22 protein-coding genes are annotated in these 25,961 nt (G+C 69.5%); 8 read left to right on the forward strand and 14 right to left on the reverse strand.

Annotation, left to right across the window (positions count from 1 at the left end):
• Nucleotides 1–7: 7 nt before the first annotated feature.
• Nucleotides 8–2,146, reverse strand: a complete 2,139-nt coding sequence (locus tag ACFVWL_RS05895; RefSeq protein WP_387179733.1) for an MMPL family transporter — start codon at nt 2,144–2,146, stop codon at nt 8–10.
• Nucleotides 2,147–2,360: 214 nt separating this feature from the next.
• Here ACFVWL_RS05895 and ACFVWL_RS05900 point away from each other — a divergent pair, with 214 nt between their 5' ends.
• From ACFVWL_RS05900 to ACFVWL_RS05910, 3 genes are all read left to right on the forward strand, one after another.
• Nucleotides 2,361–3,347, forward strand: a complete 987-nt coding sequence (locus ACFVWL_RS05900; protein WP_387179736.1) for an aldo/keto reductase — start codon at nt 2,361–2,363, stop codon at nt 3,345–3,347.
• A gap of 30 nt (nt 3,348–3,377) precedes the next feature.
• Nucleotides 3,378–4,031: an IMPACT family protein gene (locus ACFVWL_RS05905; protein ID WP_387179738.1), complete on the forward strand. Its 654-nt coding sequence runs from the start codon at nt 3,378–3,380 to the stop codon at nt 4,029–4,031.
• A gap of 142 nt (nt 4,032–4,173) precedes the next feature.
• On the forward strand, nt 4,174–5,115 hold the full coding sequence (locus ACFVWL_RS05910; protein WP_387179741.1) for a J domain-containing protein: 942 nt from the start codon (nt 4,174–4,176) through the stop codon (nt 5,113–5,115).
• Nucleotides 5,116–5,176: 61 nt separating this feature from the next.
• Here ACFVWL_RS05910 and ACFVWL_RS05915 read toward each other — a convergent pair whose 3' ends face one another.
• On the reverse strand, nt 5,177–8,680 hold the full coding sequence (locus tag ACFVWL_RS05915) for a GEVED domain-containing protein (RefSeq protein WP_387179744.1): 3,504 nt from the start codon (nt 8,678–8,680) through the stop codon (nt 5,177–5,179).
• A 218-nt stretch (nt 8,681–8,898) separates the two neighbouring features.
• On the opposite strand from ACFVWL_RS05915, the gene ACFVWL_RS05920 reads away from it, so the two are divergent.
• Both ACFVWL_RS05920 and ACFVWL_RS05925 read left to right on the forward strand, forming a co-directional pair.
• A complete protein-coding gene (locus ACFVWL_RS05920) occupies nt 8,899–9,321 on the forward strand; it encodes a Fur family transcriptional regulator (RefSeq protein WP_387179748.1) in 423 nt (140 codons plus the stop codon).
• A gap of 65 nt (nt 9,322–9,386) precedes the next feature.
• Nucleotides 9,387–10,838, forward strand: a complete 1,452-nt coding sequence (locus ACFVWL_RS05925) for a catalase (RefSeq protein WP_387179751.1) — start codon at nt 9,387–9,389, stop codon at nt 10,836–10,838.
• 131 nt (nt 10,839–10,969) lie between these two features.
• On the opposite strand, the gene ACFVWL_RS05930 is transcribed toward ACFVWL_RS05925, so the two are convergent.
• Nucleotides 10,970–11,407 (reverse strand): winged helix-turn-helix transcriptional regulator, encoded by a 438-nt coding sequence (locus tag ACFVWL_RS05930; protein ID WP_387179753.1) that lies wholly within the window; start codon nt 11,405–11,407, stop codon nt 10,970–10,972.
• Nucleotides 11,408–11,474: 67 nt separating this feature from the next.
• Here ACFVWL_RS05930 and ACFVWL_RS05935 point away from each other — a divergent pair, with 67 nt between their 5' ends.
• Together ACFVWL_RS05935 and ACFVWL_RS05940 are read left to right on the forward strand one after the other, a co-directional pair.
• Complete coding sequence (locus ACFVWL_RS05935) at nt 11,475–11,840, forward strand: DoxX family protein (RefSeq protein ID WP_387179756.1); 366 nt, start codon at nt 11,475–11,477, stop codon at nt 11,838–11,840.
• A gap of 58 nt (nt 11,841–11,898) precedes the next feature.
• The gene (locus ACFVWL_RS05940; protein ID WP_387179758.1) at nt 11,899–12,699 is read left to right on the forward strand and encodes an alpha/beta fold hydrolase; all 801 of its coding nucleotides are present in this window, start codon (nt 11,899–11,901) and stop codon (nt 12,697–12,699) included.
• 72 nt (nt 12,700–12,771) lie between these two features.
• Here ACFVWL_RS05940 and msrA read toward each other — a convergent pair whose 3' ends face one another.
• The 11 genes from msrA to ACFVWL_RS05995 form a co-directional block, all read right to left on the reverse strand.
• A complete protein-coding gene (gene msrA, locus ACFVWL_RS05945; protein WP_387179761.1) occupies nt 12,772–13,317 on the reverse strand; it encodes a peptide-methionine (S)-S-oxide reductase MsrA in 546 nt (181 codons plus the stop codon).
• Nucleotides 13,314–13,808 carry a peptide-methionine (R)-S-oxide reductase MsrB gene (gene msrB, locus ACFVWL_RS05950; RefSeq protein ID WP_387179763.1) on the reverse strand — a complete coding sequence of 165 codons (495 nt, stop codon included), beginning with the start codon at nt 13,806–13,808 and terminating at the stop codon, nt 13,314–13,316. Before msrB ends, msrA begins: the two co-directional genes overlap by 4 nt.
• A 132-nt stretch (nt 13,809–13,940) precedes the next feature.
• Nucleotides 13,941–15,902, reverse strand: a complete 1,962-nt coding sequence (locus tag ACFVWL_RS05955) for an exo-alpha-sialidase (RefSeq protein ID WP_387179766.1) — start codon at nt 15,900–15,902, stop codon at nt 13,941–13,943.
• Between the two features lie 183 nt (nt 15,903–16,085).
• Nucleotides 16,086–17,006, reverse strand: coding sequence for a DUF4862 family protein (locus tag ACFVWL_RS05960; protein WP_387179768.1), 921 nt, complete (start codon nt 17,004–17,006; stop codon nt 16,086–16,088).
• The gene (locus ACFVWL_RS05965) at nt 17,003–17,689 is read right to left on the reverse strand and encodes an N-acetylmannosamine-6-phosphate 2-epimerase (protein ID WP_387179771.1); all 687 of its coding nucleotides are present in this window, start codon (nt 17,687–17,689) and stop codon (nt 17,003–17,005) included. Before ACFVWL_RS05965 ends, ACFVWL_RS05960 begins: the two co-directional genes overlap by 4 nt.
• Nucleotides 17,686–18,621, reverse strand: coding sequence for an ROK family protein (locus tag ACFVWL_RS05970; RefSeq protein WP_387179774.1), 936 nt, complete (start codon nt 18,619–18,621; stop codon nt 17,686–17,688). The genes ACFVWL_RS05965 and ACFVWL_RS05970 overlap by 4 nt, the downstream gene beginning before the upstream one ends.
• Nucleotides 18,621–19,574, reverse strand: a complete 954-nt coding sequence (locus ACFVWL_RS05975; protein ID WP_387179777.1) for a dihydrodipicolinate synthase family protein — start codon at nt 19,572–19,574, stop codon at nt 18,621–18,623. Before ACFVWL_RS05975 ends, ACFVWL_RS05970 begins: the two co-directional genes overlap by 1 nt.
• Before the next feature lie 16 nt (nt 19,575–19,590).
• The gene (locus ACFVWL_RS05980; protein ID WP_387179780.1) at nt 19,591–20,391 is read right to left on the reverse strand and encodes an ABC transporter ATP-binding protein; all 801 of its coding nucleotides are present in this window, start codon (nt 20,389–20,391) and stop codon (nt 19,591–19,593) included.
• Nucleotides 20,388–22,439, reverse strand: coding sequence for a dipeptide/oligopeptide/nickel ABC transporter permease/ATP-binding protein (locus tag ACFVWL_RS05985; RefSeq protein WP_387179783.1), 2,052 nt, complete (start codon nt 22,437–22,439; stop codon nt 20,388–20,390). The genes ACFVWL_RS05980 and ACFVWL_RS05985 overlap by 4 nt, the downstream gene beginning before the upstream one ends.
• 1 nt (nt 22,440) lies before the next feature.
• Nucleotides 22,441–23,397 (reverse strand): ABC transporter permease, encoded by a 957-nt coding sequence (locus tag ACFVWL_RS05990; RefSeq protein WP_387179786.1) that lies wholly within the window; start codon nt 23,395–23,397, stop codon nt 22,441–22,443.
• A 78-nt stretch (nt 23,398–23,475) separates the two neighbouring features.
• A complete protein-coding gene (locus tag ACFVWL_RS05995; protein ID WP_387179788.1) occupies nt 23,476–25,074 on the reverse strand; it encodes an ABC transporter substrate-binding protein in 1,599 nt (532 codons plus the stop codon).
• A 128-nt stretch (nt 25,075–25,202) separates the two neighbouring features.
• Here ACFVWL_RS05995 and ACFVWL_RS06000 point away from each other — a divergent pair, with 128 nt between their 5' ends.
• The gene (locus ACFVWL_RS06000) at nt 25,203–25,928 is read left to right on the forward strand and encodes a FadR/GntR family transcriptional regulator (protein WP_387179791.1); all 726 of its coding nucleotides are present in this window, start codon (nt 25,203–25,205) and stop codon (nt 25,926–25,928) included.
• The last annotated feature ends 33 nt before the right edge of the window (nt 25,929–25,961 follow it).

Consider the following 25,961-nt stretch of genomic DNA (forward strand, 5'->3'; position numbering starts at 1 on the left):
CATCGGTTCAGCTCTCGATGGGGGAGGTGGCGACTGCGGCATCCTCGTATTCTCCTCCGTGCGGTCGATCCGCACCCCGATCGGTGCGGGATCCGGCGTTCCCGATCGCGCCCGGCCACCACATCCGCTCTCCGACGATCGCGAAGATCGCGGGGACCACGAGGGTGCGCACGACGAAGGTGTCGACGAGCACTCCGATCCCGACGATGAGCCCGATCTGTCCGAGCGTGACCAGGGGCAGCAGTCCGAGCGCGGCGAACACCGCCGCGAGCACGACGCCGGCACTGGTGATCACGCCGCCTGTCGCGGTGAGCGCGCGCACCATCCCCTGCCGTGTGCCGACCGTCCGCGCCTCCACACGTGCCCGATGGACGAGGAAGATCGTGTAGTCGATGCCGAGCGCCACCAGGAACAGGAACGACAGCAGCGGCACCTGCAGGTCGAGCGCGTCCCATCCGAACACGACTCGGCTGAGCCACGTGCCCGCACCGATCGCGGCCACCGCACTGAGGATGTTCACCGCGAGCAGCAGCACGGGTGCCACCAGCGAGCGCAGCAGCACGATGAGTACGAGCAGACTGACGGCGAGCACGAGGGGCACGATCAGGAGCAGGTCGCGCTGATTTCCCTCGCGCGCGTCGAGATCGGCCGCCACCGGGCCGCCGACCACGGCCTCGGCATCCGGCACCGCGTGTGCGGCCTCTCGCACGGCACCCACCAGGTCGAGGCTCTCGACCGTTCCCGGCGCGGGCTCACCGACGACGAGCAGACGTGTGAGCGCGACGTCGCCGCTGCCCCCTGTGCTCTCCCCTGTCGTCGACACCCGGAGCACGCCCGGGACGTCGTCGATGGCGTCGGCCAGCGCCTCTGCCTCCGCCGTCTCACCGATCACGATCATCGGCTGCGCCTCACCGGCCGGGAAGTGCTCGCCGAGCACCGTGAGACCCGCGGCCGACTCGGACTCGACACGGAACTTCTCGACCTGCGTGAGCCCGACAGATGCTCCGGCGAGACCGCCGGCGAGGACGCCGAGCAGTGCGAGCCCGCCGACCAGCGGCACCCACGGACGGCGTGAGACGCCCTGCGCCACCGCTCCCCACACACGGCCGGTGACTGCGGCATCGCCCACGCGCGGTGCGAACGGCCAGAACAGGCGACGCCCGCACACGGCGAGCGCGGGCGGGAGCACCAACAGCACCGCGGCGAGCGCGATCAGGAGGCCGACCGCCGAGGCGATGCCGAGGCCGCGCGTGCCGGGGATCACCGCGAGGGCGAGAGTCGACAGCGCCAGGACCACGGTGACGTTCGAGGCGACGATCGCGGGTGCGGTGGCGCGCCACGCGGCAACGAGGGCACGACGGTGATCGGTCTCATGCGCGAGCTCTTCTCGATAGCGCGAGATGAGTAGGAGCGCGTAGTTCGTTCCGGCGCCGAACACGAGCACGCTCACGATCCCGGAGTCGAACTGCAATCCGAGTCCGGCTCCGATCGCCGCCGTCGCCTTGTTGGCCAGCTGATCGGCGAGGGCGACCACGACGAGGGGGATCATCCAGAGCACGGGCGAGCGATAGGTGACGATGAGCAGCAGCGCGACGATCCCGAGCGTCACCATCAGCAGCGTGAAGTCGGCGCCGTCGAACGCCGAGGCGACGTCCACGCCGAACGCGGGTCCACCCGTGACCTGCACGCTGACGCCGTCGATCGGATGCTCGGCCACCATGTCCCGCAGACCGTGCACGGCATCGGCGTCGGCATCGGCGTCTTTCAGGGTCAGCGTCGCCTGGATGACCGCGGCTTCCCCGTCGTCGCTCACGATCGGGCCGTGCGGCGCGTGCCCGGTCTCGGCTTCGACGTCGGCCGAGAGACTGCCGAGTGCGGCGAGGTCGGCATCGCCGAGCCGTGCGCCGTCGTCGCGGGCCGCGACCAGCAGCACCGTGTTCTCGTCCGCATCGGGGAAGTTCTCGGCGAGCGCGGCGGCCCGCGCGGATTCCGAGTCGGGCGGAGCCACGTCGTTGCCCGCGGGGAGCGACGCCCGGCCGAGGGCGCCGAGGAGAACCGTGAACGCCACGACCGCGAGCAGCAAGGAGATCCACCCGCCGCGTCGCGAGGTGAGCCACAGGGGAAGAGAGCGGAGGGTGCGGAGCATGGATCCAGTCCAGCCGTCGCAGCCCTCCCGCGGATCGGGCAGGGGACGGAGAACGATCTCCACCGTTCGATGGATCCGCGGCCTCCCTGAGGGGTTCCGGCGTGAGGGGTTCCGGCCAACGGGGTTCCACCAGACCCTCCCCCGCCGGCGCACTCGCGCGTAGCGTCGGATCCAGGCCGCAGACCCGTCCGCGGCCACGACGAAAGGACCACTCATGCACACGCGCACTCTCGGACAGGGCCTGCAGGTCTCGGCGGTCGGACTCGGCTGCATGGGCATGTCGCAGAGCTACGGTCCCAACCCGGGCACCCGCGACGACATGATCGCGGTGCTGCGGTCGGCGGTCGACCACGGCGTCGACTTCTTCGACACCGCCGAGGTGTACGGGCCGTATGTGAACGAGGAGCTCGTCGGCGAGGCGCTCGAACCCCTGCGCGACCGCGTCGTGCTCGCGACCAAGTTCGGGTGGGCCATCGAAGACGGAAAGAGCGTCGGACTGAACAGTCGTCCCGAGCAGATCCGCCGGGTGGCCGACGCGTCGTTGCGGAGTCTTCGCACAGACGTGATCGACCTCTTCTACCAGCACCGCGTCGACCCCGATGTGCCGATCGAAGACGTCGCCGGAACCGTCGGCGAGCTGATCGCGGAGGGCAAGGTGCGCCACTTCGGGCTCTCCGAGGCCTCGGCCGACACCATCCGCCGCGCCCACGCCGTGCACCCGGTCACCGCGCTGCAGAGCGAGTACTCGCTGTGGACCCGCGACCCGGAGACCGAGATCCTTCCGGTGCTCTCCGAACTCGGGATCGGTTTCGTGCCGTTCAGCCCGCTCGGCAAGGGCTTCCTGACCGGCACCGTCGACACGGCAGCCGACTTCGCAGCCGGCGACATCCGCGCCACGATCCCACGCTTCACGGCGGAGAACCGGGCGGCGAACCAGGCGCTCGTGGCACACGTGGCGGAGCTTGCCTCAGCGAAGGAGGCCACCCCGGGCCAGATCGCGCTCGCGTGGTTGCTCGCCCAGCAGCCGTGGATCGTGCCGATCCCCGGCACCCGACGCACCGCGCGCATCGCGGAGAACGCCGGGAGCACGGCCGTCGCGCTGTCGGCGGACGAGGTCGCCGACCTGTCAGCCCTCGCGACGCGCATGGGCGTGAGCGGCGACCGCTACAACCCGGAGCAGATGGCGTTCGTCGACCGTTGAGCGACGCGCGGCCTCGGTATCGTGAGGCGGGTGACCTCCCCCCGCAGCTACCCCGCGACCATCGGGGCCGCGGTCGAGCACGAGACCGTCATCCGCAAATCGCGCTTCCTCACCCGCATCGAGCCCGTCTCCTCGGTCGAGCAGGCCGAGGCCGTGATCGCCGGCATCCGCAAGCGGGCCTGGGACGCCAACCACAACTGCACCGCGATGGTGACCGGTCTGCTCGGCGATCAGGCCCGGTCGTCGGATGACGGTGAACCCTCCGGCACCGCGGGCATCCCGATGCTCGAAGTGCTGCGTCGGAGGGAGCTGACCGACGTGGTCGCGGTGGTGACCCGCTACTTCGGCGGCGTGAAGCTCGGGGCGGGCGGCCTCGTGCGCGCCTACTCCTCCGCCGTGTCCGAGGCCCTCGATCGGGCAGCCCTCGTGCGGCGGGCGGCGCTCCGACAGGTCACGCTCGAGGTGCCGCACGCGGAGGCCGGTCGCTACGACAATCTCCTGCGCGAGTGGGCGGCCCCTCACGGCGCGACACTCGGCGACCCGACATACGCGGCGATGGCCACCCTCGAGCTGTGGGCCCCGGAGTCGGAGCTTCCTCGCCTCGCCGACGACCTGGCAGCCGCATCCGCCGGTTCGGTCGTCCCGATCCTCGGCATCGAACGCATCGTCGACGTGCCGGAGTGACCCGGGTCCGGCTTTCGAATCGCGCACGTGGTCGCTTTTCCGGTCGAAATGCGACCAGTTGCGCGATTCGAAAGCGGATCACCAGAGCCAACCCACAACCAGCGACGGATATCCTGGATGCCGCGGTCGCGGAGGGAGAGCGATGTTCGACAGTCCGCTCTCGGCCTCGGCCTACGAGGTCCTCGGGGTCGACCCCGCCGTCGATGACGGCGAACTGCGACGCGCCTACCGCCTGCGGCTGCGCCAGACGCATCCGGACACCGGCGGTGACGCGGCGATCTTCATCCAGGTGCAGCGCGCCTGGGAGCTGGTCGGCACCGTCGAGAGCCGTGCCGCCTACGACCGCCGCGCCGGCGTGGCGGGAGCGGCGGGAGCGGCGACTCCCGACTCCGGCGGCGAGTGGAGCGGATGGCGGCCGCCCGCTGCCCGCACCGACACCCGTCCGCGCGCCCGCTCCTACGGTCACCCCGGCGGATGGCGTCGCGAGCGCTACCTCGCATTGATCCGCGAATGGGCCGGCCGCGGTGTCGACGTTCCCGATCCGTACGATCCCGCACTCGTGCGCGCCGCTCCCCGCGATCTGCGGCGGCTCCTCGCCGATGCCCTGGCGGAGGAGGCCACGGCCCGCACGGTCTCCGACCTCGGCATGGGCTTCACCGTGTGGCATGACGTCGCCGTGGGAGCGGACGCCGACGACAAGCTCGACCACGTGGTGCTCGGCCCGTCCGGCCTGTACGGCGTGATGTCGGAGGACTTCGGAGGGGTGGTCGGCTTCCGCCGTGGAGAGATCACCGGCCCGAGTCTCGGAACACGCGCGCCGGTCACCGCCGCGCTGGGCCGTATGCGCACGATCGCCAAGGCCGCCCGTGTGCGCTTCGGCGGCGCGATCATCGTGCTGCCCGACGACGACCTCGCCCAGGCCGTCACCCCGCTCGGCACGAGCCGCGGAGTTCCGGTCGTCGTCGTGCGCCGCAGCGCCCTCGCGATGGTGCTGCGTCAGGGTGTTCCGCAGGCGCGGGCGATCGGCGGAAACGAGCTGTTCGACGTGCGCACGCGGCTCCAGCAGACCGTCCGCTTCGTCTGAGTCCGCGTCCGGCCCCGCGCCGGGTGGGCGGATGACTTCTCAGCCGTCCGCCCACCGGTCGTCAGGACAGACGCCGTCGCCGCAGGAGCGTGGCGCCGAGGAAGAGCATCAGTCCCCCGACCAGGAGTGCGGCGGACAGCGTTCCTCCCGTCACGGCCAACGTGGGCGGCGGCGGCGGGAACACCCGCGTCGTGGTCTCCGACGTCGGAGGGTCGATGGGGTCGCCGCCGGGCGGGACGCCGGTGGCCGTGGCCACGTTGCGCACCTGGCCGCGCCCGACATCGGCGGTGGTGACCGTATGCGGAGGCACCGTGCAGGTCATCTGCGCTCCGGAGGCGAGACTCGTCGCCGGGCAGCTCACCGGTCCCGCCGTGGGATCGGTCACGACAATGTCATTGATCGTCTGCGCGCCGGTGTTCGTCACGATGATCGTCCACTCGATCCGATCACCGGGATCGATGACCCCGTTGCCGTTGACGTCGACGGGATTCGCGCGCTTCTCGAGCCCGAGGGAGTTGGTCCCGTCGAAGGGAACCTCGACCGTCGACGGCGGCGAGACCGGAGGCTGCCCCGACGGGGGTGTTCCCGTCGCGGTGGCCGTGTTGGTCAGGAGTCCCGAATCCACATCGGCCTGCGTCGTCTGATACTCCGCCGTGCAGGTGACGATCTGGCCAGGCAGCATGCTGGCCGCACCGGCCGGGCACTCGATGACCGACAGCGATCCCGATCCGGAGAACGCCGTCTCGTCGACGGTCACGTCGGTGAGGGTGACGTTGCCGGTGTTCGTGACCACGAACGAGTAGGCCAGCGTCTGCCCCACGGTCGTCATGGTCGCCGGCGTCGCGGACTTCACGATGCTGATCCCGGGGGCCGGGACGATCGGCACCTCGGTCGTGGAGGGCGGCGAGACCGGAGGCACGAGAACACCGGGGGGCGTGCCGGTCGCCGTGGCACTGTTCGTCACCTGTCCCGCGTTCACATCGGCCTGCGTCAGCACATAGGTCGCCGTGCAGACGATCTGGACGCTCGGCGCCAGGGAGGCGGCACCGGCCGGGCAGACCACGGGAGAAAGGGTGCCCGACCCGGAGAAGCTCTCCTCGTTCACGGTGACGTTCGCGAGGGTGACGTTTCCGGTGTTCGTCACCACGAACGAGTAGGTGATCTCCTGACCCACCTGGTATGCGTCCGGCGTGTTCGGGCTCGCCGACTTCACGACCGTGATCCCCGGCACGGGGTTCGGCGGCACCACGACGGTCGACGGCGGCGACACCGGCGGCTGGCCCGTCGGCGGGGTGCCGGTGGTCGTCGCGGTGTTGCTCACTCCCCCGCCGTCGACGTCAGCCTGGGTGACGACGTAGGAGGCGGTGCACGTGACCGTGGCTCCCGCCGCGAGCGACGCCGCGCCCGCGGGGCAGGTGACTACCGGGGGTGTTCCGGTCCCGGTGAACGCCGTCTCTGTGACGGTCACACCGGTGAGCGTCACGTTGCCGGTGTTCGTCACCAGGAACGAGTAGTTGATCGTCTCGCCCGCCGCAGTGATCTGCGTGAGGTCGGCTGTCTTCGCCACGGTCAGTGCCGGCGAAGAGACCACGGGGATCTCGACGGTCGACGGCGGCGACACCGGCGGGGTGCCGGAGGGCGGAGTGCCCGTCGCGGTCGCGGTGTTGTCGAGGGAGTCGGAGGTGTAGTCGGCGGAGGTCGTCGTGTACGCCGCCGTGCAGGTGATCTGCGCCCCCGGAATCATCGAGGCAGCGCCCGCCGGGCAGCTGATGACCGGAGCCGTCCCCGTCCCGGAGAAGGCCGTCTCGTCGACCGTGACGTTCGCGAGCGTGACGTTGCCGGTGTTGGTGACGACGAAGGAGTAGGCGATCGGCTGGCCTGCCGCCGTGATCTCCGCCGTGTCGGCGCTCTTGACGAGCGTGAGGGCCGCTGTGGCGGTCGCCGGCACGTTCACGGTCGAGGGCGGGGAGACGGGCGGCACGAGGATGCCCGGGGGGACACCGGTCGCGGTCGCGGTGTTCGAGAGCGATCCGCTGTCGATGTCGGCCTGGGTCAGGGTGTAGCTCGCCGTGCAGGTCGCCTGCGCCCCCGGCGCCAGGGGCGTCGTCGGGCAGACCGGGGTCGACATCGTCCCGGACCCGGTGAAGGCGGTCTCGTCGACGCTGATGTCGGTGAGGGGCACATCACCCGTGTTCGTCACCACGAACGTGTAGTCGATGACCTGTCCGACGGTGAAGTCGTCCGGCCCCGAGGGGCTCGCCGACTTGAAGAGTGATATCCCCGGAGTCGCTGCGGCGATGGTGAGGGCATAGTCCTCCACCTCACCCGGACCACCCGCGCCGGTGGGCGTGGAGGTGGTCAAGCCGGTGTCGTTGGCGATCCGGAACCGCGCGAAGGTCGGCCCTGCCACCGTCTGGGCGATGATGCCCGGCCAGGTGAGCGTCACGGAGGAGCCGTCGGGAGTCCCCGCCGGCACGACCGTCGACACGCCTTCGTTCGCGTCGAAGACGCCGTTGCGGTTGAAGTCGACCCAGCCGACGAGCGTCGCGGCCGCACCTTCCACTTTGTTCGAGACGAGGACCGAGACGGAGTAGCTGTCGGTGATCCCCGCTGTGATCGGCCCGAGGGTCGCGACGCCGTTCTCGTCGTTGATGAACTGGTTCGGCGCGGTGCCGCCGACCTGGTTGTCGCCCGTCGCGTTGGCGCTGTACTGCATCGCCGCCTCGGGGTCTGCCGACCATCCGAGATAGGTCGCCGCGTTCAGCTCGTGCGACACCGAGCCGTAGCCGGCCGGGGCATCTCCGAAATCGTCGGGGATGGTGGCGCAGGAGGGGTTGAACCCGTCGATCCCTTCGCCACCGCCCTGCGCGCGGTAGCCGCGCACGAGGATGTCGCTGGTTCCGGTGGTGCCGGCCGGACCGCACCGCGGTGTCGGCGTGTCCAGCCCGCCGTTCGTGTTGAGGTTCTCGCCGATCGTGATGACCGTCGGAGTCGCGGCGAGGTCGACGCGCAGAGCACCCGCCGGCGCGAGGGTCATGGGGCGGCAGGTGATCTGCACGGACGACGGCCAGCGGCTGCCGTTGTCGCCGACGAAGGTGGTGCCGGTGATGCGGTGCACGAAGGTGTTGGCGGGGCAGGTGCCGGTCTGCACGTTGCCGCGGCTCTGATCCCAGGTGGGACCGGTGATCCAGGTCGGATTCACGGTGCCGGTGACGATCCCGGCATTGCTCACGGTGATCGTCGAGCACTGGATGCTGAATCGCACCAGGATCGAGTTCGCGTTGGGGCTGACCGGGCTGGTCTGCTGGCGGTTCTCGGTCTGCACACCGGTGAGCACCGAGTTCGACGGACACTCCGTCGGCGCGGTGAGATCCTTGTCGGATCCGACGGTCGCCGCCTCTGTGGACGGTCCGAGATAGAGCTGGGCGGCATCTCCGGGGGCCGCCGTCGCCGGCGAGGCGGGAACGACCAGGGCCGTGAGCACGAGCGTGAGCAGTGCCGCGACCGCCCAGGGTGCGCGGCGGTCACGTCGTGCACGACCAAGAGTTGTGGCTGAGTTCCGCATGGATCGCCCTCCGGTTCTCTCAGCCGCGATCGAAAGCTGAGACTTGGCTTACAGTATCCGAGGAAATCCCTGGACCCAAGGTTCTTTTTTAGGCTCCGACCTCGCTGATCCTTGCGAGACCCGCCTGTCGCGCCCCGACAGCATCCCGGTATCCTCCCCGCGCAGCATGCCGGTATGCCCTCTTTTGAGTAATTCAAAAAACGAGGTATGCTCGGGACATGGAGACAGAACTCGACTCGGCGCTTCGCGTTGCCGGGCTTCGGGCGACCGCGGGCCGCGTCGCCGTTCTCGAGGCTCTCGACTCCATGGCCCATACAGATGCGGAGCGGCTCTACCGCGCCGTGTCCGAAGTGCTGCCGACCACGTCGATCCAGTCGGTGCACAACATCCTCGCGGACCTGACGACGGCGGGTCTCATCCGCCGGATCGAACCGGCAGGCTCCGCGGCGCTCTACGAGCGGCGCATCAACGACAACCACCACCACGTCGTCTGCACCTCCTGCGGTGCCATCGGCGACGTGGACTGCGTCGTCGGTGAAGCGCCGTGTCTCACCCCGTCCTCGACGGGGGGATTCACCGTCCAGACAGCCGAAGTCACCTTCTGGGGCCTCTGCCCCAGTTGCCAGAACGCCGCACAGTAGCAGTCCGCCGATCACCCATCCCTGGATGGGGTATTCGTTGCGCCTGCGCGGAGAAGGAGAACACCATGACGAAACCTGCCACCACCACGCAGGCCGGAGCCCCGATCGCGAGCGACACGCACTCGCTGACGGTCGGAGCCGACGGCCCCACCGTCCTGCACGACCATTACCTGGTCGAGAAGATCGCGGCCTTCAACCGCGAGCGGGTGCCGGAGCGCAACCCGCACGCGAAGGGCGGCGGCGCGTTCGGCGAGTTCGTCGTCACGGAAGACGTGTCGGCCTACACGCGAGCAGCCGTCTTCCAGCAGGGTGCGACGAGCGAGACGCTCATCCGCTTCTCCTCCGTCGCCGGAGAGCAGGGCTCCCCCGACACCTGGCGCGACGTGCGCGGATTCTCCCTCCGCATGTACTCGGAAGAGGGCAACCTCGACATCGTCGGCAACAACACGCCGACCTTCTTCCTGCGCGACGCGATCAAGTTCCCGGACTTCATCCACTCGCAGAAGCGTCTGGGCGACTCGGGTCTGCGCGACCCCGACATGCAGTGGGACTTCTGGACGCTGTCGCCGGAGACCGCGCACCAGGTGACCTACCTCATGGGTGACCGCGGCCTCCCGCGCAGCTGGCGGCACATGAACGGCTACGGCTCGCACACCTACTCGTGGGTGAACGCCGAGGGCGAGGTCTTCTGGGTGAAGTACCACTTCATCTCGCAGCAGGGCGTCGAAGCGATGAGCAACGAAGAGGCCGAGCGGCTCGCGGGGTCGGATGCCGACCACTACCGACGCGACCTGTTCCAGTCGATCGCCGATGGCGAGTTCCCGAAGTGGGACCTCTACGTGCAGATCATGCCGTACGACGAGGCCGGGGACTACCGGTTCAACCCGTTCGACCTCACCAAGACGATCTCGAAGAAGGACTATCCGCGCATCAAGGTCGGCACCCTGACCCTGAACCGCAACCCGGAGAACTTCTTCGCACAGATCGAGCAGGCCGCCTTCTCGCCGGGAAACCAGGTGCCGGGCACGGGTCTCTCCCCGGACAAGATGCTGATGGGACGCATCTTCGCCTACCCGGACGCCCAGCGCCACCGTATCGGCCCGAACTACAACCAGCTGCCGGTGAACCAGCCCCACGCGAGTGAGGCCCGGAACTACCAGCACGAGGGGTCGATGCGGTACAAGTTCAACGACGCCGCGCACCGCACCTACCAGCCGAACTCGTACGGTGCAGCCGGAGGACCCGAGGCCGACCCGGCCAAGGGCGTGGAGGTGAACTGGGAGGCTGACGGCGAGATCCAGCGCTCCGCCGCGACGCTGCATGCCCAGGACGACGACTTCGGTCAGCCCGGCACGCTCTACCGCGAGGTGTTCGACGGTGAGCAGCGTGCCCGCTTCCTGGAGACGCTGGCGGGGCAGGGTCGTTCGATCACGGTCGACGCCATCCGCGAGCGCTTCTTCCAGTACTGGACGAACGTCGACGCCGAGCTCGGCGCCGCTCTGCGCGTGCGGGTCTGATCGGCCGCACCGGCTGAGACCACGTCTTCGCACCGAGACCCCCTCCTGCGCCCGGCGACAGGAGGGGGTCTCGTCGTCGGGAGCGCTCGGCAGGCTCTTCGCCGCCGAGGGCCGGAAGACATCGGGCGGGTTCAGCGCGTCGCGTCGTACCGCGCGCGGGACTCCTCGATGGCGGGATGATTCGCGAGGGCCCAGTCGCCGATGGTCTTCGCGATCGGGATGAGAGTCCCGCCGCGCGCGGTGAGCTCGTACTCGACCCGCGGCGGCACCTCGGCGTAAGCGGTGCGGCTGATCAGCCCGTCGCGTTCGAGCTGGCGCAGCGTGAGGGTGAGCATCCGCTGCGAGATGCCCGGGATGTGCCGGAGCAGCTCGCTGAATCGCAGACGGTCGCGACGCAGGGTCGCGATGACCAGCAGCGACCACTTGTCGCCGACGCGGTCGAGCACCTCACGGATGGCCCGACCGGCGTCTTCATCGATCGAACAGGAGCTCTCGTAGCCGGGGAATCCGGCGAGCGCGGACTCATCGATGTGCGTCAGTGACATCGGTGTGCCTTTTGCAGTCGCCATCCGCATCCTCCATTGTTGATGTTCGGTCGGTTACCGATCGTAACAAACACACAGAATGGAACCTCGAATGCTCATCGCACTCTGGATCGTCAACGGGCTGCTCGCCCTCGCCATGCTCGGCGGCGGCTTCATGAAGCTCGTCACGCCGAAGGCGACGCTCGCCGAACGCGGCATGGCATGGACGGAGGACTTCTCCGCCGGGACGATCAAGGCCATCGCGGCCCTCGAGGTGATCGGCGCAGTCGGGCTCATCCTGCCCCTCGCCACCGGCATCGCCCCGCTCCTCGCCGCCCTCGCCGGCACCGGGATCGCGATCATCATGATCGGCGCGGTCGTCGTGCACGTGCGCCGCAAGGAGTCCGCCGCCCCCGCACTCGTGCTCGCCGTGCTGGGCGTCGCGAGCGCGGTGCTCGGCTTCCTCGTCGTGCTCTGAGCCGAAGGGCGGGGACGGCGCCGAGCCGCAGACGCGAGAACAGGGCCAAGATGGAGGGGTGGCTGTCCCTCTCTCCGACCTGACCAGTATGCCCGAGCCCCAGCAGGTGTACGCCGCCGACGGCACCCGACTGGCGACCTACACCTGGGGGGAACTCGACGCCCCGGTCGTCGTGATCGTTCACGGCTTCGCCTCGAACGCGCGCGACAACTGGGTGCTCACCGGCTGGGTGCGCGAGCTCACGCGTGCGGGCTATCGCGTGCTGGCGCTGGACCAGCGCGGGCACGGCCTCAGCGAGAAGCCGCACGACCCCGACGGCTACCGCATCCGGACGCTCGTGACGGATGTCGAGACCGTGATGGACACGTACCTCGTCGACGACGCCTTCTACGTCGGCTACTCCCTCGGCGCACGCGTGGGCTGGGAGGTCGTGCGCGAGCTGCCGCACCGCATCGGACGGGCAGTGCTGGGCGGGGTGCCTGACGGCATTCCGTTGGCACGTCTGGATCTCGACCAGGTGCGGGCGTACATCGCCGACGGCACACCGGTGGCCGATCAGACGACGCAGAACTACATCGCGCTGACCGAGCGGGTGCCGGGCAACGACCTGCAGGCGCTGGTCGCGCTCGCGGAGGGCATGCGGGCGTCGGGCATGATCGACCCCGACCCCTCGGATGCGCCGACGCGACCGATCCTCTTCGCCACCGGATCGAAGGACGCGATCATCGAGGGCTCCCGGGCGCTGGCCGCAGCCGCCCCGGACGGACGGTTCTTCGAGATCCCGAACCGCAACCACTTCAACGCCCCGGGCTCGCGCGACTTCAAGGACGCGGCCGTGTCCTTCCTCGCGGAGGCGTAGCCCGCCGAGGAGGCGCAGCAGACAGAAGCGTGGCCCGGTCGAGAGACGACCGGGCCACGCTCGGGATCCGCGTCAGACGGCGGCGGCTTCGTCGCGCTTCGGCAGCACCCAACCCGCACGCGGGAAGTGGCAGGTGTAGCCGTTGGGGTACTTGATCAGGTAGTCCTGGTGCTCTTCCTCGGCCCGCCAGAACGGGCCGGCCGGCTCGATCGTGGTGACGGCCTTCGCGGGCCACAGGCCGGAGGCGTCGACGTCGGCGATCGTGTCGCGCGCCACGGTCTCCTGCTCCGGGGAGAGCGGGAAGATCGCGGAGCGATAGCTGGACCCGATGTCGTTGCCCTGGCGGTCCCGCGTCGACGGGTCATGGATCTGGAAGAAGAACGCGAGGATGTCGCGGTAGGTCGTCTTCGTCGGGTCGAACACGATCTCCACGGCCTCGGCGTGGCCCGGGTGGTTGCGGTAGGTCGCATGGTCGTTCGAGCCGCCGGTGTACCCGACGCGGGTGTCGAGCACTCCGGGCTGGCGGCGGATCAGGTCTTCCATGCCCCAGAAACAGCCGCCGGCGAGCACGGCCGTCTCGGTGCCGGGGGTGCGGGTGATGTTTCCGGAATCGGTCATGACTGCTCCTCAGCGGTGTCGGAAGTTTCGGGGGTATCGGTGGTGGGGTGTGCGAAGAGGGCGCTGTAGCGACCGTACCCCTCTTCTTCCAGACTGCCGGCCGGGATGAAGCGGAGGGCCGCCGAGTTCATGCAGTAACGCAGTCCGCCCTCGGCCCGGGGTCCGTCGTCGAAGACGTGTCCCAGGTGGCTGTCGGCGTTCGCGGAGCGCGCTTCGGTGCGCTTCATCCAGAGCGTCCGGTCGGTGCGAGTGGTCACCGCGTGCGCGTCGATGGGCTTCGTGAAGCTCGGCCATCCGGTGCCGCTGTCGAACTTGTCGGTCGACGAGAACAGGGGCTCTCCCGAGACGACGTCGACGTAGATGCCGTCGTCGTGATTGTCCCAGTACGCGTTGCGGAACGGCGGCTCGGTCGCATCCTGTTGCGTCACCTCGTACTGCAGGGGGGTGAGGCCGCTGACGGCCTCGGGGGTCTTGCCGTAGTCGTTCGACATGATCTGACTCCTTGTCCGACGTCGCTGGCTGCGCCGTCATAGAAGGAGAACCGACGAGCGGCCCGATTTGGTCCCGCAGCCCTGGGAGCGGGCTGTGAGTTTTCGGGCCGCCCGTCGGAGGGGCGACGGGCGTCAGCCGCGTAGCGCCACGGGAGCGCCCACGTGGGTCACGGTGACCGCGGGGGCAGAGCCGTCGGCCGGGGCCACGGTGAAGGAGAACTCCGGGGTGTACCAGCCGCGGTCGATGTCGGCCTGCGTGAGCGTGCGCCGCGGGGTGCTGCAGTTGTAGGCGTCGTACGCCGGAAGGTTCATCCATCGGCACGCGGTGGGAGCGAAGCCCGCGGTGAAGGTGTTCGTCGCCGGAGTCACGACCGTGACGACGCCCGCCGTGCTCACGACCCGCACCCGGAAGCTCAGCTGCTCCCCCGCGGTGTACGGGTTCGTCGTGACGTTTCGCGCGGCCGAGGTGTTCGTCGCGGTGAGGGTCGCCCCGAGCACCGACGACTGCGGGAGGGTGAGCGTCGCTGTCGTCTGGCTCAGGCGACCGTCGGCGGCGGTGAATGCGGCCTGGAGTCGCTGCGGTCCGGCGGTCCCCTGCGGGGCGGTGACCTGCACGTTCACGGTGATGCTCGCGCCCGGTGCGAGACCGGAGACCTGTGCGGTGGTCGCGCTCCACCCGGCCGTGGTGTGGAAGGTGACCGCCCCGCTGAGCGCCGACGCCTCCTGGTTCGTGACCGTGACCGGAACGGTGGTGGCCGCTCCCGGAGTGAGGGTCGTCTGGGGCACCGACAGCGGCGCGCACACCGCATTCATCCACGCCTCATCGAACGACGAGAACTGCATCGTGTTGGTGGAGCCCGCCTCCCACAGGACGCCCACCCTGCCGTCGTCGATCGCCGTCGCACTCGAATAGGCGAAGGTTCCCGTCTCGAGCGAGCGCAGCCCCGGCCAGGTCTCGCCGTCGTCGCAGGAGAGCCGCACCGACCCGTTCACGCGGTCGCCGTTGGCGCCGTTGTTGGCATTGGTGAAGACGAGCTTCTTCGCGTCGACGCTTCCCTCCGCGGCGTCCGGGTGCAGGCGGGTGATCGAGGCATTGTTCGTGGGATCCGGCAGCTCGGCGTCGCGGGTGACCGGGCCGTAGCTGTGACCGCCGTCGGTGGAGATCGCGACCTTGCGCAGGCGCCCGTTGGAGCTGTCGCGCGAGTTGAGCATGACGCGCCCGTCGGAGAGCTCGACGACCTTGTTCTCGTCCATCCCGGTGCCGACGTACTCGCCGCGCTCCCAGGTCTCTCCGCCGTCATCGGAATACACCGAATACGCCTGGAACGCCGTCGATCCGTCGGCCTGCCGTACTGTGCCGGCGTACTGCTGGAGAAGTCGTCCGGCGTGCGCTCCGTACCGCAGTTGGATCCCCTCGCCCGAGGTGGCGAACGCTCCCTTCACGTCCCCCGCGACAGGGGTGTACACGCCGCCGCTGGTCGTGCCGTTCGATGTCTTCGCGACGTCGGTGATCAGCCGCGGTGCGCTCCAGGTCACGCCCCCGTCGTCCGAGTGGATCACGGCCGCGCTCAGGACCTGCCGGTTCGCGTCGTCGTCTCCGTAGGCGCTCCCCTGGAATCCCTGATCCTTGGAGTAGACGAAGAACGCGAAGACACGACCGCTCTCGCGGTCGACGACGTAGCTCGGGTCGGAGTAGCCGTACTGGCCGCTCCCCGCCTTCCCTGCGGCGATGATCTGCAGCGGGCCCCAGGTGCGACCGTTGTCCGTCGAGCGGCGCTGGGTGATCGAATTCGGATTGGGGGCGTCTGTCGCGCTCCCCGGGCGGGCGTCCCACGCCGCGATGACGACGCCGTCGCCGAGGTGGGCGAGCGCGGGGATGCGGTAGAAGTAGTTCGCAGCGGTGCGGTCGGCCCCGATGTTCTGCTCGAGATAGTCGCCGGGGTCGGCGTTCGGGTCGGTCAGGTAGCCGGGTGCCGCGGAAGCGGAGGCCGCGGCGGCGGGAAGGCTGAGCGCGAGGACCAGCGCTCCGATCGTGCCGGATCGCAGCCAGTGCCGACGGCGACTCCGAGAGGCGGATGAGGCGGGAGCGTGCATGGACAGACCTTTCTGTTCGTGCGGAAATCTGACGTCTGATGTCTGATTTCAAGTCACTCTAGCGAGGCGTCATCCGCTGGACAAGAGCCGATTCCGGCTGAGCTGGAGACGGTCGCCCGACCGCGGACACGCACGGTGTCCCGTCGACGAAGCGTCGCCGACGGCACACCGCCCGTCCTCCGCTCAGCCTGCGGCGCGCACCACCTCGAGGTTCCGCGTGACCGTGCGCAGCGCATCGGCGGCGGTGATGTCGTCGGGACGCCGGGCCGTCTTCAACCCCAACCACTCGACGTCACCGGCAGCGGCGAGCGCGGCCGCCACATGCGCGTCATCGAGGAGCGAACCGGACTCGGGGTGGGTCGAGGCGATCGGCAGATGCGCGTCTGCCCACGGGGGACCGTAGGGGCTCTGCGCGGCGGCGGCGCCCGAGAATGTCAGACCGACGAGGAGCCCGGAAGCCGCGGCCTCGGCGATCTGCGCGGTCACGGCATCCGCATCGCGCAGCTCGATCGCGGAGCGGCCCCAGTTGAGCCACAGCCCGATCGGCACTCCCGCCGCGCGGATCGCGGCGATCTCATCGTCGAGCGTGAGGAATCCCTTCTCGGGGGCCCGGCCGGGATGGAAGGCGTCACAGTGCTCCACGACCAGGTGCGCACCCGACCAGTCGAGCGCGGCGATCTCGCGGAGGGATCTCACGAGCGGCTCCACGGCTCCGGTCGCGCGGGGTGCCGTGTGCAGCGTCACCACGGCGACGGATGCGGCGCTCTCGCGCTCGATGCGGGCGACGTCGACGGCGACGCGGCGCAGGTCGGCGACGGCCGCCGTCCGACCCTCTTCATCGGTCGACGCGAGGCCGTACCGAGGGTCGGCGCCCACGCGCCCCATGACGAATGGGATGGCGGTCACCGCGAGCGGCACGGCCGGAACGTTCGCGAGGAACCAGGCCTCATCGTGCGGATGGAGCCCGCCCATCCACGGCACTTCGAGTCCGGCGACCCCGGGGAGCGCACACAGCGCGGGCAGCAGTTCCCCTTCCAGCTCGGGGAACCAGCGCGTGTGCGCCGGGGAGGCGGGATAGGCGCTGACGAGGATTGGAGCGGTCATGAGCGGGCTCCCGCGACTGCTCCAGCGAACCACGTCGTGATCGTCGACGGGTGCGTGATGGCGGTGCCGACGCACACCGCGAACGCACCGGCGCGGATCGCAGCCGCGGCCTGCGCCGGAGTGTGGATGCGCCCCTCCGCGACGATCGGGCGCCGGCAGTCCGCGGTGATCAGCTCGATGAGCTCCCGGTCGGGGCTGGGAGTCTTCGGGCGCTCGCCTGTGTACCCCGACAGCGTGGTGCCGAGGATGTCGGCACCGGCGGCCTCGGCGGCGATGGCATCGTCGAGCGAGCCGCAGTCGGCCATGATCAGCGCATCGGTGTGCGCACGAAGACCCTCGATCGTCTCCGCGAGCGTCAGCCCATCCGGCCGTGGGCGCCGCGTCCCGTCGAGCGCGACGATGTCCGCCCCCGCATCGGCCACGGCCTTCGCGTGACCGAGGGTCGGAGTGATGAACACCTCGGCGTCACCGTCCTTCCACAGCCCCACGACCGGCACGGGGAGGTCGGCCGTCGCGCGGATGTCGTCGATCCCCTGCACGCGGACGCCCGCCGCTCCTCCGACCAGGGCGGCCGCGGCGACCTGCGCCATCGTGCGCGGGTCGCGCATGGCCTCACCCGGGTAGGCCTGGCACGAGACGATCAGACCGCCCCTCAGCCGCTCGAGAGTGTCGGTGAATCTCATGGCTTCCTCCAAGCTGATGCCGCTGCTCCGCGCAGCGGGGCGTCGTCGCCGAGCGTGCCCGGCAGGATGGGTGTGCTCTGGAGCGCGTCGATCGCCTCGGCGCGGAAGGCCGCACGCATCGGAAGCCACCAGCCGTCGCCGATGTTCGGAACGCCGCCGGTGATCACGATGCGCTCGGGATCGAGCAGCGTCGCCGCGCCGGCGAGGGCCCGCCCCACGGCGGCGGCCGACTCGTCGAGGGCGCGTCGGGCGATGGGGTCTCCGGCGACCGCCGTCGCCGCGACCCCCCGCGCATCGACGATGCCGGAGTCTCCCCCGAGAGACAGGAAGTGCCGGTGCAGCCCGATGCCGGACCCGATGGCCTCGAGGTGGCCGAAGCGCCCGCACGGGCAGCGCAGGTGCGCGGCCCCCGGCACCGGCAGATGGGCGATCTCACCCGCGACATGATGTGCCCCACGCACCGCCCTGCCGTCGAGGATGACCCCGGCGCCCACCCCGGTACCGACCGCGACGACGAGTGCACTCGCCGAGCCGTACGCAGCGCCGTGCCGGTATTCCCCCGCCGCGTGCGCGTCGACGTCGTTCTGCACCTCCACGAGGGCATCCGGGATCAGGTGCGCGCCGAGACCCGTGCGCACGAGCGCGGCCAACGGCGTGCCGGGCCAGTCGGCGAAGGTGTCGGTGGCGGAGACGATCGTGCCGCTTCGAGCGTTGACGACTCCCGCCGTGCCGATGCCGACGCCCGACAGACGCTGCCCGGTATCGGCGAGCAGGCGCTCGGCGAGCGCGACGACGGTGGCCACGACGGCCGACGGGCCCTCCGCCGCGGGAGTCGCCGACACCTCGGTGCGCAGCAGCGTGTCGTCGCGGTCGGCGAGCGCTGCGGCCGTCTTGGTGCCGCCGATGTCGACGGCGAGGACGACCTCACGCATCAGGCCACGGCGACCGGGAGCAGGTGCAGCTCGTCGAGGATGTCACGGATCCCGGCGACCGCGTCGGCATCGAGCGCCTGCACGGTGTTCGCCATCGTGGCATGGTCGATGATGCCGCGCGCGTGCATCGCCGCCTTGAATGCTCCGACTCCGGTCGCATCGCCCGACAGCCCCTTCGGCTGGAACACGATGTCGAACAGGCGGTTGATCCGCTCCTGCTCGGCCCGAGCCGTCACCCAGTCCCCGCTCTTCGCGGCGTCCCAGAGGCGGACGTATCCCGCGGCCTCCACGTTCGCGAGCCCGGGCACCACACCGTCGGCACCGGCGAGCGCCATGGCGTCGACGACGACCTCGTGGCCGGTGAGAAGCTGCAGCGGACGACCCGCCGCATCATTGGCCGCGATCAGGCGGCGGAACGAGACGTCGTCGCCCGACGAGTCCTTCACGCCGTGGATGACGCCCTCGGCGCCGAGTTGCACGAGCAGGTCGATGCCGAGCTTGGAGTGCACGCGAACCGGCACGTCGTAGGCCCACAGCGGCGCCTCGATGGCCGCCGCGATCGTGCGGAAGTGGTCGGCGACCTCGGCGGCGGAGTTCAGGGTGTAGAGCGGAGCCGTCGTGACGATCGCCTGCGCGCCGGCATCGACCAGACGGCGGGCGGTCTCGATGATGCGTGGCGCCGTGAGCTCGATCGCACCGGCGATGACCGGCACCCGACCGGCGTTCGCGCTGACGATCGTGCGGAGCAGCTCGACACGCTGGTCGTCGGTGAAGTACGCGGTCTCGCCGGTGGAGCCGAGGGCGAACAGCCCCGACACGCCCTCGGCGACCAGACGGTCGACCAGGCGGGAAAGCGAGGGGTGATCGATCGACCCGTCCTCCAGCAGCGGGGTGGCGACGGGCGGGACGACGCCCGCGAAGACGGGGGCGGAGGCGGAGGAGGCAGCAGACATGTGTGTTCCGGTCGTTTCAGTGGTGGGGTTCGAGCAGCGAGGGCGCAGCGCCCAGCAGCGTTCTGGTGTAGTCGTCGGAGGGCGCCTCGAACACGCGGGCCGCATCGCCGAATTCGACGACTCGTCCCTTGTTCATCACGGCGATCTCGTCGGAGAGGTAGCGGACGGTCTGGATGTCGTGGGAGATGAAGACCATGCCGAGCCCGAGCTGATCCTTCAGGTCGGTCAGCAGGTTGAGGATCTGCGCGCGCACCGACACGTCGAGCGCCGAGGTGGGCTCGTCGGCGACGATCACCTGCGGGTCGAGCACGAGTGCCCTGGCGATCGCCACGCGCTGGCGCTGACCACCCGAGAGCTGGCTGGGCAGGGCGTCGAGGGCCGATGCCGGCAGTCCGACGAGACCGATCAGGTCGCGCACCTTGCGACTCCGGGTCGACGGGTTGCCGAGGCGGTGCACCTGCAGCGGGTCGAGCAGCGCGTCGCGCACCGTCATCCGCGCGTTCAGGGCGGTCGCCGGATCTTGGAACACGACGGAGAGGATGCGGCCGAGCCGCTTGCGTACGGCGGGCGTGAACGATCGCACCGGCTCGCCCCCGAACACGACCTGCCCACTGGTGGGCTTCTCGAGGCCGATGAGCACTTTGGCCGATGTCGACTTGCCCGAGCCGGACTCGCCGACGATGCCGAGCGTCTGCCCACGCTTCACGGTGAGCGAGACGCCTGCGAGCGCATCGACGTACTCGGGCCGGAAGAGAGAGGAGGCACGCGTCTTGTAGCGGACGCGCACGTCCTTCAGCTCGATGACGGGTTCGCTCATCGTCCTGCTCCGATCGCCTCGACGGGCGCATCGTCGGGATGCGCGGAGTAGTAGTGCTCGGTGCCTTCGATGTGTCGCCGCACCGGGGGAACACCCGCGTACCGCACGGGGTCGCTGGAGCGCGGTGCGAAGCGGTCGCCTGCCGGGAAGTCCCGTGGCGACGGCACGACTCCCGAGACCTGATGCAGCCGATCGGATCCGGCCTCGATCGAGAGCACGGCCCCGAGGAGTCCCTGCGTGTACTCGTGCACGGGCTGGGTGAGCACCTCTCGGGTCGTGCCCTGCTCCACCACCTGCCCCGCGTACATCACCGTGATGCGGTGGGTGAGCTCGGCGACCAGCGCGAGATCGTGGGAGACGAACAGAAGCGCGAAACCGAGCTCCTTCTGAAGACGCATGAGCAGCTCCACGACCTGCGCCTGCACCGTGACGTCGAGTGCCGTGGTCGGCTCGTCGGCGATCACCAGTCGAGGGTCGCGAGTCAGAGCCATCGCGATGAGCACGCGCTGCCGCTGCCCACCCGAGAGCTCGTGCGGATACGAGGCGAGCGTGCGATCGGGGTCGAGTCCCACCAGCTCCAGCAGCTCTCTGGCCGAGCGTGTGCCGCCGCGCGAGGTGAGCTGCTTCATCTGGGAGCGGATGAGCATCGCCGGGTTGAGGGAGCTCAACGCATCCTGGTAGACCATCGCGATGTCGTGGCCGCGCAGCGCATTGCGCTCCTTCGGGGGCATCTGCAGCAGGTCGTCTCCGTCGAAGAGGATGCGCCCGCGGATGTCGGCCTTCGGGTCGAGCAGGCCCATGATCGCGAGCGAGGTGATCGACTTGCCGCAGCCCGACTCCCCCACCAGTGACATGGTCTCGCCGGGACGCACCGTGAAGCTGACGTGATCGACCACGTCGACATCACCGTGCCGCGGGAACGAGATGCACAGGTCCTGCACGTCGAGCAGCGGCTTCTCGTCGCCCGTGTACACGAGACGGTCGCTCCGAGAGAGCTCGCGCGCACGCAGCTCGGCGAGCCGCTCGGCGAGGGGGACGGCTTCGGCGCGCGGCACCAGGGTGTCGGGCACCCCGCTCGGCACCGAGAGGTTCACCGCCGTGTCGACGGTGGGGATCGCATGGGTGTCGTCCGGGATCGCGGCGACCTCGAGCTCGTGCGTGGACTCCTCGGTGTTGGCGGCGTCGGCGGTGATCTTGCGCGCTCGCGGCGACACCATCGCGTCGGTCATCCCCTCGGAGAGGATGTTGAGGCATAGCACGGTGAGCATGATGAGGATGCCGGGGAAGAAGGTCGCCCACCACGCACCGCTCATGAGCAGGTTGCGGCCGGCGGCGATGACGTTGCCCCAGGACGGCTCGGGGTCGGGGACCCCGGCCTGCAGGAACGAGAGCGAGGCCTCGAACACGATCGCGTCGGCGACGAGCACGGTCGCGAACACCAGCACGGGGGCCATCGCGTTGCGCGCCACATGCCGGACGATGATGCGCGGGGTTCCCGCACCCATCACGCGCACGGCGGAGACGTAGTCCTCCCCGTACTGGTCGAGGATGTTGGCGCGGACGATTCGGGTGAGCTGCGGCACGTAGAGGAACGCGATCGTGAGTACGAGCACGGGGAGCGACTTGCCGAACACCGCCACGAAGACGGCGGCGAGCGCGATGCCGGGGAACGACATCACGACGTCCATGATGCGCATGAGCGTCTCGGAGATCCACTTCGGGGCGGTGGCCGCGATGGTCCCGAGCACGCAGGCCGCCAACAGGGCGACGAGCGTCGCGCCGATGCCGATCACCAGCGAATAGCGGGCGCCGTAGACGAGGCGCGAGAAGATGTCGCGGCCCTGACGGTCGGTGCCGAACCAGTGCTCCGCGCTCGGCGGCTGCACCGGCGTTCCGGAGGCCAGCGGGTCGAACGGGGCGATGAGCGGCGCGAAGATCGCGGCCAGGCCGATGATCGCCAGCACGCCGATGCAGATGATCGATCCGAGAGAGAGCGGACCCCAGCGGAGGCCGGGGACGGAGAGCCGTTCCGTGAGTTTGCGTCGCATGTCACACCGCCCGGATTCGAGGATTGATGAGCACGTACAGGAGGTCGACGATGATGTTGATCACGACGAAGGCGAGCGCCACGGCGAGCGTCACGCCCTGCACGAGGTTGGGTTCGTTGTTGGTGACGCCGTTGAGGATGAGCGTTCCCATGCCGGGGATGGCGAAGATGATCTCGATCACGACCGCGCCGCCGAGCAGGTAGCCGATGCGGAGTCCGAGCACGGTGACCGGGGTGATCAGGGCGTTGCGCAGAACGTTGCGGCCCACGACGATCACCCGTGGAATGCCGGCGCCGAGAGCGGTGCGCACATAGTCGCGGTCGAGTTCCTCGACCATCGAGGTGCGCACGACGCGGGACAGCTGACCGATCACCGGCACGGCGAGCGCGATGGCGGGGAGGGTCATGCGGGCGAGCCACCCGGAGGGATCGGTCCAGAAGTCGGGGAGCGGCCCCGAGGCGGGGAGCAGGTTCAGCCCGAGGGTGAAGACCTGGATGAGCAGGATGGCGAGCCAGAACGACGGTGTGGAGAGCGCGGCGACGCCGAAGATGCGGATCACCTGGTCGGGCCAGCGGTCGCGGTACACCGCGGCGAGGACGCCGATCACGAAGGCCACGATCACGGCGAGGATGAGTCCGAGGAAGGTGAGCGCCAGGGTGACGGGGAAGGCGCGGGCGACCTCGTCGATCACCGGGAGGCTGCGCGCGGAGTAGGTGCCGAGATCACCCTGCACCAGTCCGAAGAGGAAGTTCACATAGCGGACGAACAGCGGAAGGTTGAGACCGTGGTCCTCGCGGTAGGCCTCGAGGGCCTCGGGTGACGCCGTCTCGCCGAGCGCGGTGCGCGCCGGGTCTACGGGAGAGAACGACATCACGAAGAACACGAGGAACGTGATGCCGAGGATCATCAGCGGCAGCTGCAACAGTCGCCGGCCGATGAGGCGGAGCGTGTGGGACACGTGCCGCTCCTTCCGGGTGGGAGGGGGCGGGGGTGCACTCTTCGGGTGAGTGCACCCCCGTCGGGGTTCGGTCGGGTGCTACTTCGCAGCCACGCCGACGTCGAGGAACGACAGTCCGGTGGTGGGAACGGGCTGGAAGCCCACCAGCTCCTGACCGCTCCACGCGGTCGGCAGCTTGCGGTGGAACAGCGGGTAGAGCACGGCCTGGTCGGAGAGGAGGTCGAACGCCTCATCCCAGGTCTTCTGCTGCTCCTCGCCCTCCTGCTGGACGGCGGTGTCGAGGAGCGTGCGCAGCTCGGCATACTCGGGGGAGTCGGCCCAGTTCGTGCGCGTCTGGGTCCAGACGTTCTCGCCGTACCACCAGTTCATGAGCAGGTCGGGGTCGACGCCGAAGACCGAGGGGTCCCCGGGGGCGACGGCGACCGTGTAGTCACCGGAGTCGACCTTCTCGTACATCGAGGCGGACTGCCCGATATCGAGCGTGGTGTCGATGCCGATCGCGTCGAGCGACTCCTTGATCAGCGGAGCGACCTCCTTGACCCATCCGGTGTCGGTGGTGAGCAGCGTGATCGACAGGTCGGAGACGCCGGCGTCCGCGAGCAGCTCCTTCGCCTTCTCGGGGTCGTAGGTGTAGACCGTGGATGCCTCGTGGTAGTTCGGGTACGTCTCGGGCAGGAACGACGTCGCCGGCGTGGCGTTGCCGAGCATGCCGGTGCCGATGATCTTGTCCATGTCGAGGGCGTAGTGCAGGGCCTGGCGCACACGGACGTCGTCGAACGGCGCCGCCTTGGTGTTGAACATCATGAACAGCAGACCGAACGACTGCACGCTCTCGACATCGGCAGCGGAGGCGAGGGTGTCGACGTCGATGTACGGCACGTCCTCGATCGCCTGCACGGTGCCGGTCGACATCGCGGTGACACGGGCAGATGCGTCGGCGAGGAGGTTCCAGTTCATGCCGGCGGCGAGCGCCGGGCGCGGTCCGTTGTAGTCGTCGTAGCGCTCGAAGACGAGCTTGTCCTCGGGGACCGCCGAGACCAGAGAGTACGGGCCGGAGCCGACCGGGTTGGCGGCGAAGCCCTCGGGGTCGGCCTCGACGACCGTCTTCGGCACGATCTTGACGACGCCGAGGCGGTCGTTGATCAGCGAGAACGGGTAGTCCGTGGTGATCCGCACCGTGTCGTCGTCGACGGCGGTGACCGTGTCGATGAAGTCGACGAACGACAGGAAGAGCGAGTTGTTGTTCGGGTCGAGCACCCGGTCGTAGCTGAAGACGACGTCGTCTGCCGTGACCGGGTCGCCGTTCTGGAAGGTCGCGCCGTCGCGGAGGTCGAGCTCGTAGGTCGTGTCGTCGATCTTCGTCGGCAGGTCGGCCGCGAGCGCGGGGGCCGCCTTCTGGGTGACGGGATCGAGGTCGACCAGTCCCTCGAAGATGTGCCAGTTCGCCGAGACCGTGACGGCGCCGGACGCGACCATCGGGTCGAAGCTGCCGTTCAGCGTGTACGAGATGCCCGCCTCGATGATGCCGTCGGGGTCGATCTCGCTCGCGGCCGCGCTCTCGTCGGGGGTGCTGGTGCTGCCCGCGCCGCAGCCGGCGAGGGCGATGGACGCGGCGACTGTGCCGGCGACCGCCATCGCGAATCGACCCGCGCGGCGGCGGGTGATGTGTCGGTTCATGTGTGCTCCAGGGTGGTGGGGGGACATCTTGAGGACATCTGATGTCTGATGTACTCTAAACACAGGTTCGATCAGATCACAAGAGTGAGATGATCGGAACGTTTCTGCCAGGCACGAGAGGGAGCCCCATGAAGTCCACCACGAGTAGGGCGTCACGCATGCGGCGCTCGACCACGGCGGATCAGATCAAGCAGCTCATCCTGACCCGCGGACTCACGCCGGGCGACCCGCTGCCGACCGAGACCGAGCTCTGTGACGAGCTCGACGTCTCGCGATCCTCCGTGCGCGAGGCGATCCGAACCCTCTCGACCCTCGACATCGTCGATGTGCGACACGGCCATGGCACGTACGTGGGGCCGATGTCGCTGGATCCGATGGTCGAAGCCCTCGTGTTCCGCGGTGTGCTGTCTCCCGAGGGATCCCTGCAGGCGCTGCGCGAAGTCGTGGAGGTGCGCCTGGCACTGGATCTGTCGATGGCCGAGCGCGTGGTCGAAGCCGCCCAGGAGGATCCCGACCCCGAGCTCGATGCCCTCGTGGCCGACATGGTCGACAAGGCCGAGCGCGGCGAGCACTTCCTCGAGGAGGACCGGGCGTTTCACACACGCCTCTTCGGCGCGATCGGCAACCGCCTGGTCGGCCAGCTGGTCGGCGCCTTCTGGGATGTGCACACGGCTGTGCTGCCCCAGCTGGGAATCCCGCAGCCCGATGACATCCACAAGACGGCGAAGGCGCACGGCGACATGCTCGAGGCGGCGCGCTCCGGCGATGTCGAGCGCTACCGGCGAGCTGTTGTCGAGCACTACAAGCCGCTGCAGCGCGTGCTCGCGAGCGCGGCGGAGGATTCACGAGGCTGAGCCCTGCTGCCGGGAGGAGCCCCTCCGACTCGA

The sequence above is a fragment of the Microbacterium sp. NPDC058269 genome, assembly GCF_042881445.1.
Taxonomy (GTDB): domain Bacteria; phylum Actinomycetota; class Actinomycetes; order Actinomycetales; family Microbacteriaceae; genus Microbacterium.

Bases quoted from the DNA above. Each gene is read 5' to 3' on its own strand.
- ACFVWL_RS05955 (WP_387179766.1), bottom strand. From the start codon at position 15,902: ATGCACGCTCCCGCCTCATCCGCCTCTCGGAGTCGCCGTCGGCACTGG.
- ACFVWL_RS05915 (WP_387179744.1), bottom strand. From the start codon at position 8,680: ATGCGGAACTCAGCCACAACTCTTGGTCGTGCACGACGTGACCGCCGC.
- msrA (WP_387179761.1), bottom strand. From the start codon at position 13,317: ATGACCGATTCCGGAAACATCACCCGCACCCCCGGCACCGAGACGGCC.
- ACFVWL_RS05910 (WP_387179741.1), top strand. From the start codon at position 4,174: ATGTTCGACAGTCCGCTCTCGGCCTCGGCCTACGAGGTCCTCGGGGTC.
- ACFVWL_RS05930 (WP_387179753.1), bottom strand. From the start codon at position 11,407: ATGGCGACTGCAAAAGGCACACCGATGTCACTGACGCACATCGATGAG.
- ACFVWL_RS05920 (WP_387179748.1), top strand. From the start codon at position 8,899: ATGGAGACAGAACTCGACTCGGCGCTTCGCGTTGCCGGGCTTCGGGCG.
- ACFVWL_RS06000 (WP_387179791.1), top strand. From the start codon at position 25,203: ATGAAGTCCACCACGAGTAGGGCGTCACGCATGCGGCGCTCGACCACG.
- ACFVWL_RS05970 (WP_387179774.1), bottom strand. From the start codon at position 18,621: ATGCGTGAGGTCGTCCTCGCCGTCGACATCGGCGGCACCAAGACGGCC.
- ACFVWL_RS05995 (WP_387179788.1), bottom strand. From the start codon at position 25,074: ATGAACCGACACATCACCCGCCGCCGCGCGGGTCGATTCGCGATGGCG.
- ACFVWL_RS05895 (WP_387179733.1), bottom strand. From the start codon at position 2,146: ATGCTCCGCACCCTCCGCTCTCTTCCCCTGTGGCTCACCTCGCGACGC.
- ACFVWL_RS05925 (WP_387179751.1), top strand. From the start codon at position 9,387: ATGACGAAACCTGCCACCACCACGCAGGCCGGAGCCCCGATCGCGAGC.
- msrB (WP_387179763.1), bottom strand. From the start codon at position 13,808: ATGTCGAACGACTACGGCAAGACCCCCGAGGCCGTCAGCGGCCTCACC.
- ACFVWL_RS05985 (WP_387179783.1), bottom strand. From the start codon at position 22,439: ATGCGACGCAAACTCACGGAACGGCTCTCCGTCCCCGGCCTCCGCTGG.
- ACFVWL_RS05975 (WP_387179777.1), bottom strand. From the start codon at position 19,574: ATGTCTGCTGCCTCCTCCGCCTCCGCCCCCGTCTTCGCGGGCGTCGTC.
- ACFVWL_RS05980 (WP_387179780.1), bottom strand. From the start codon at position 20,391: ATGAGCGAACCCGTCATCGAGCTGAAGGACGTGCGCGTCCGCTACAAG.
- ACFVWL_RS05960 (WP_387179768.1), bottom strand. From the start codon at position 17,006: ATGACCGCTCCAATCCTCGTCAGCGCCTATCCCGCCTCCCCGGCGCAC.
- ACFVWL_RS05900 (WP_387179736.1), top strand. From the start codon at position 2,361: ATGCACACGCGCACTCTCGGACAGGGCCTGCAGGTCTCGGCGGTCGGA.
- ACFVWL_RS05965 (WP_387179771.1), bottom strand. From the start codon at position 17,689: ATGAGATTCACCGACACTCTCGAGCGGCTGAGGGGCGGTCTGATCGTC.
- ACFVWL_RS05935 (WP_387179756.1), top strand. From the start codon at position 11,475: ATGCTCATCGCACTCTGGATCGTCAACGGGCTGCTCGCCCTCGCCATG.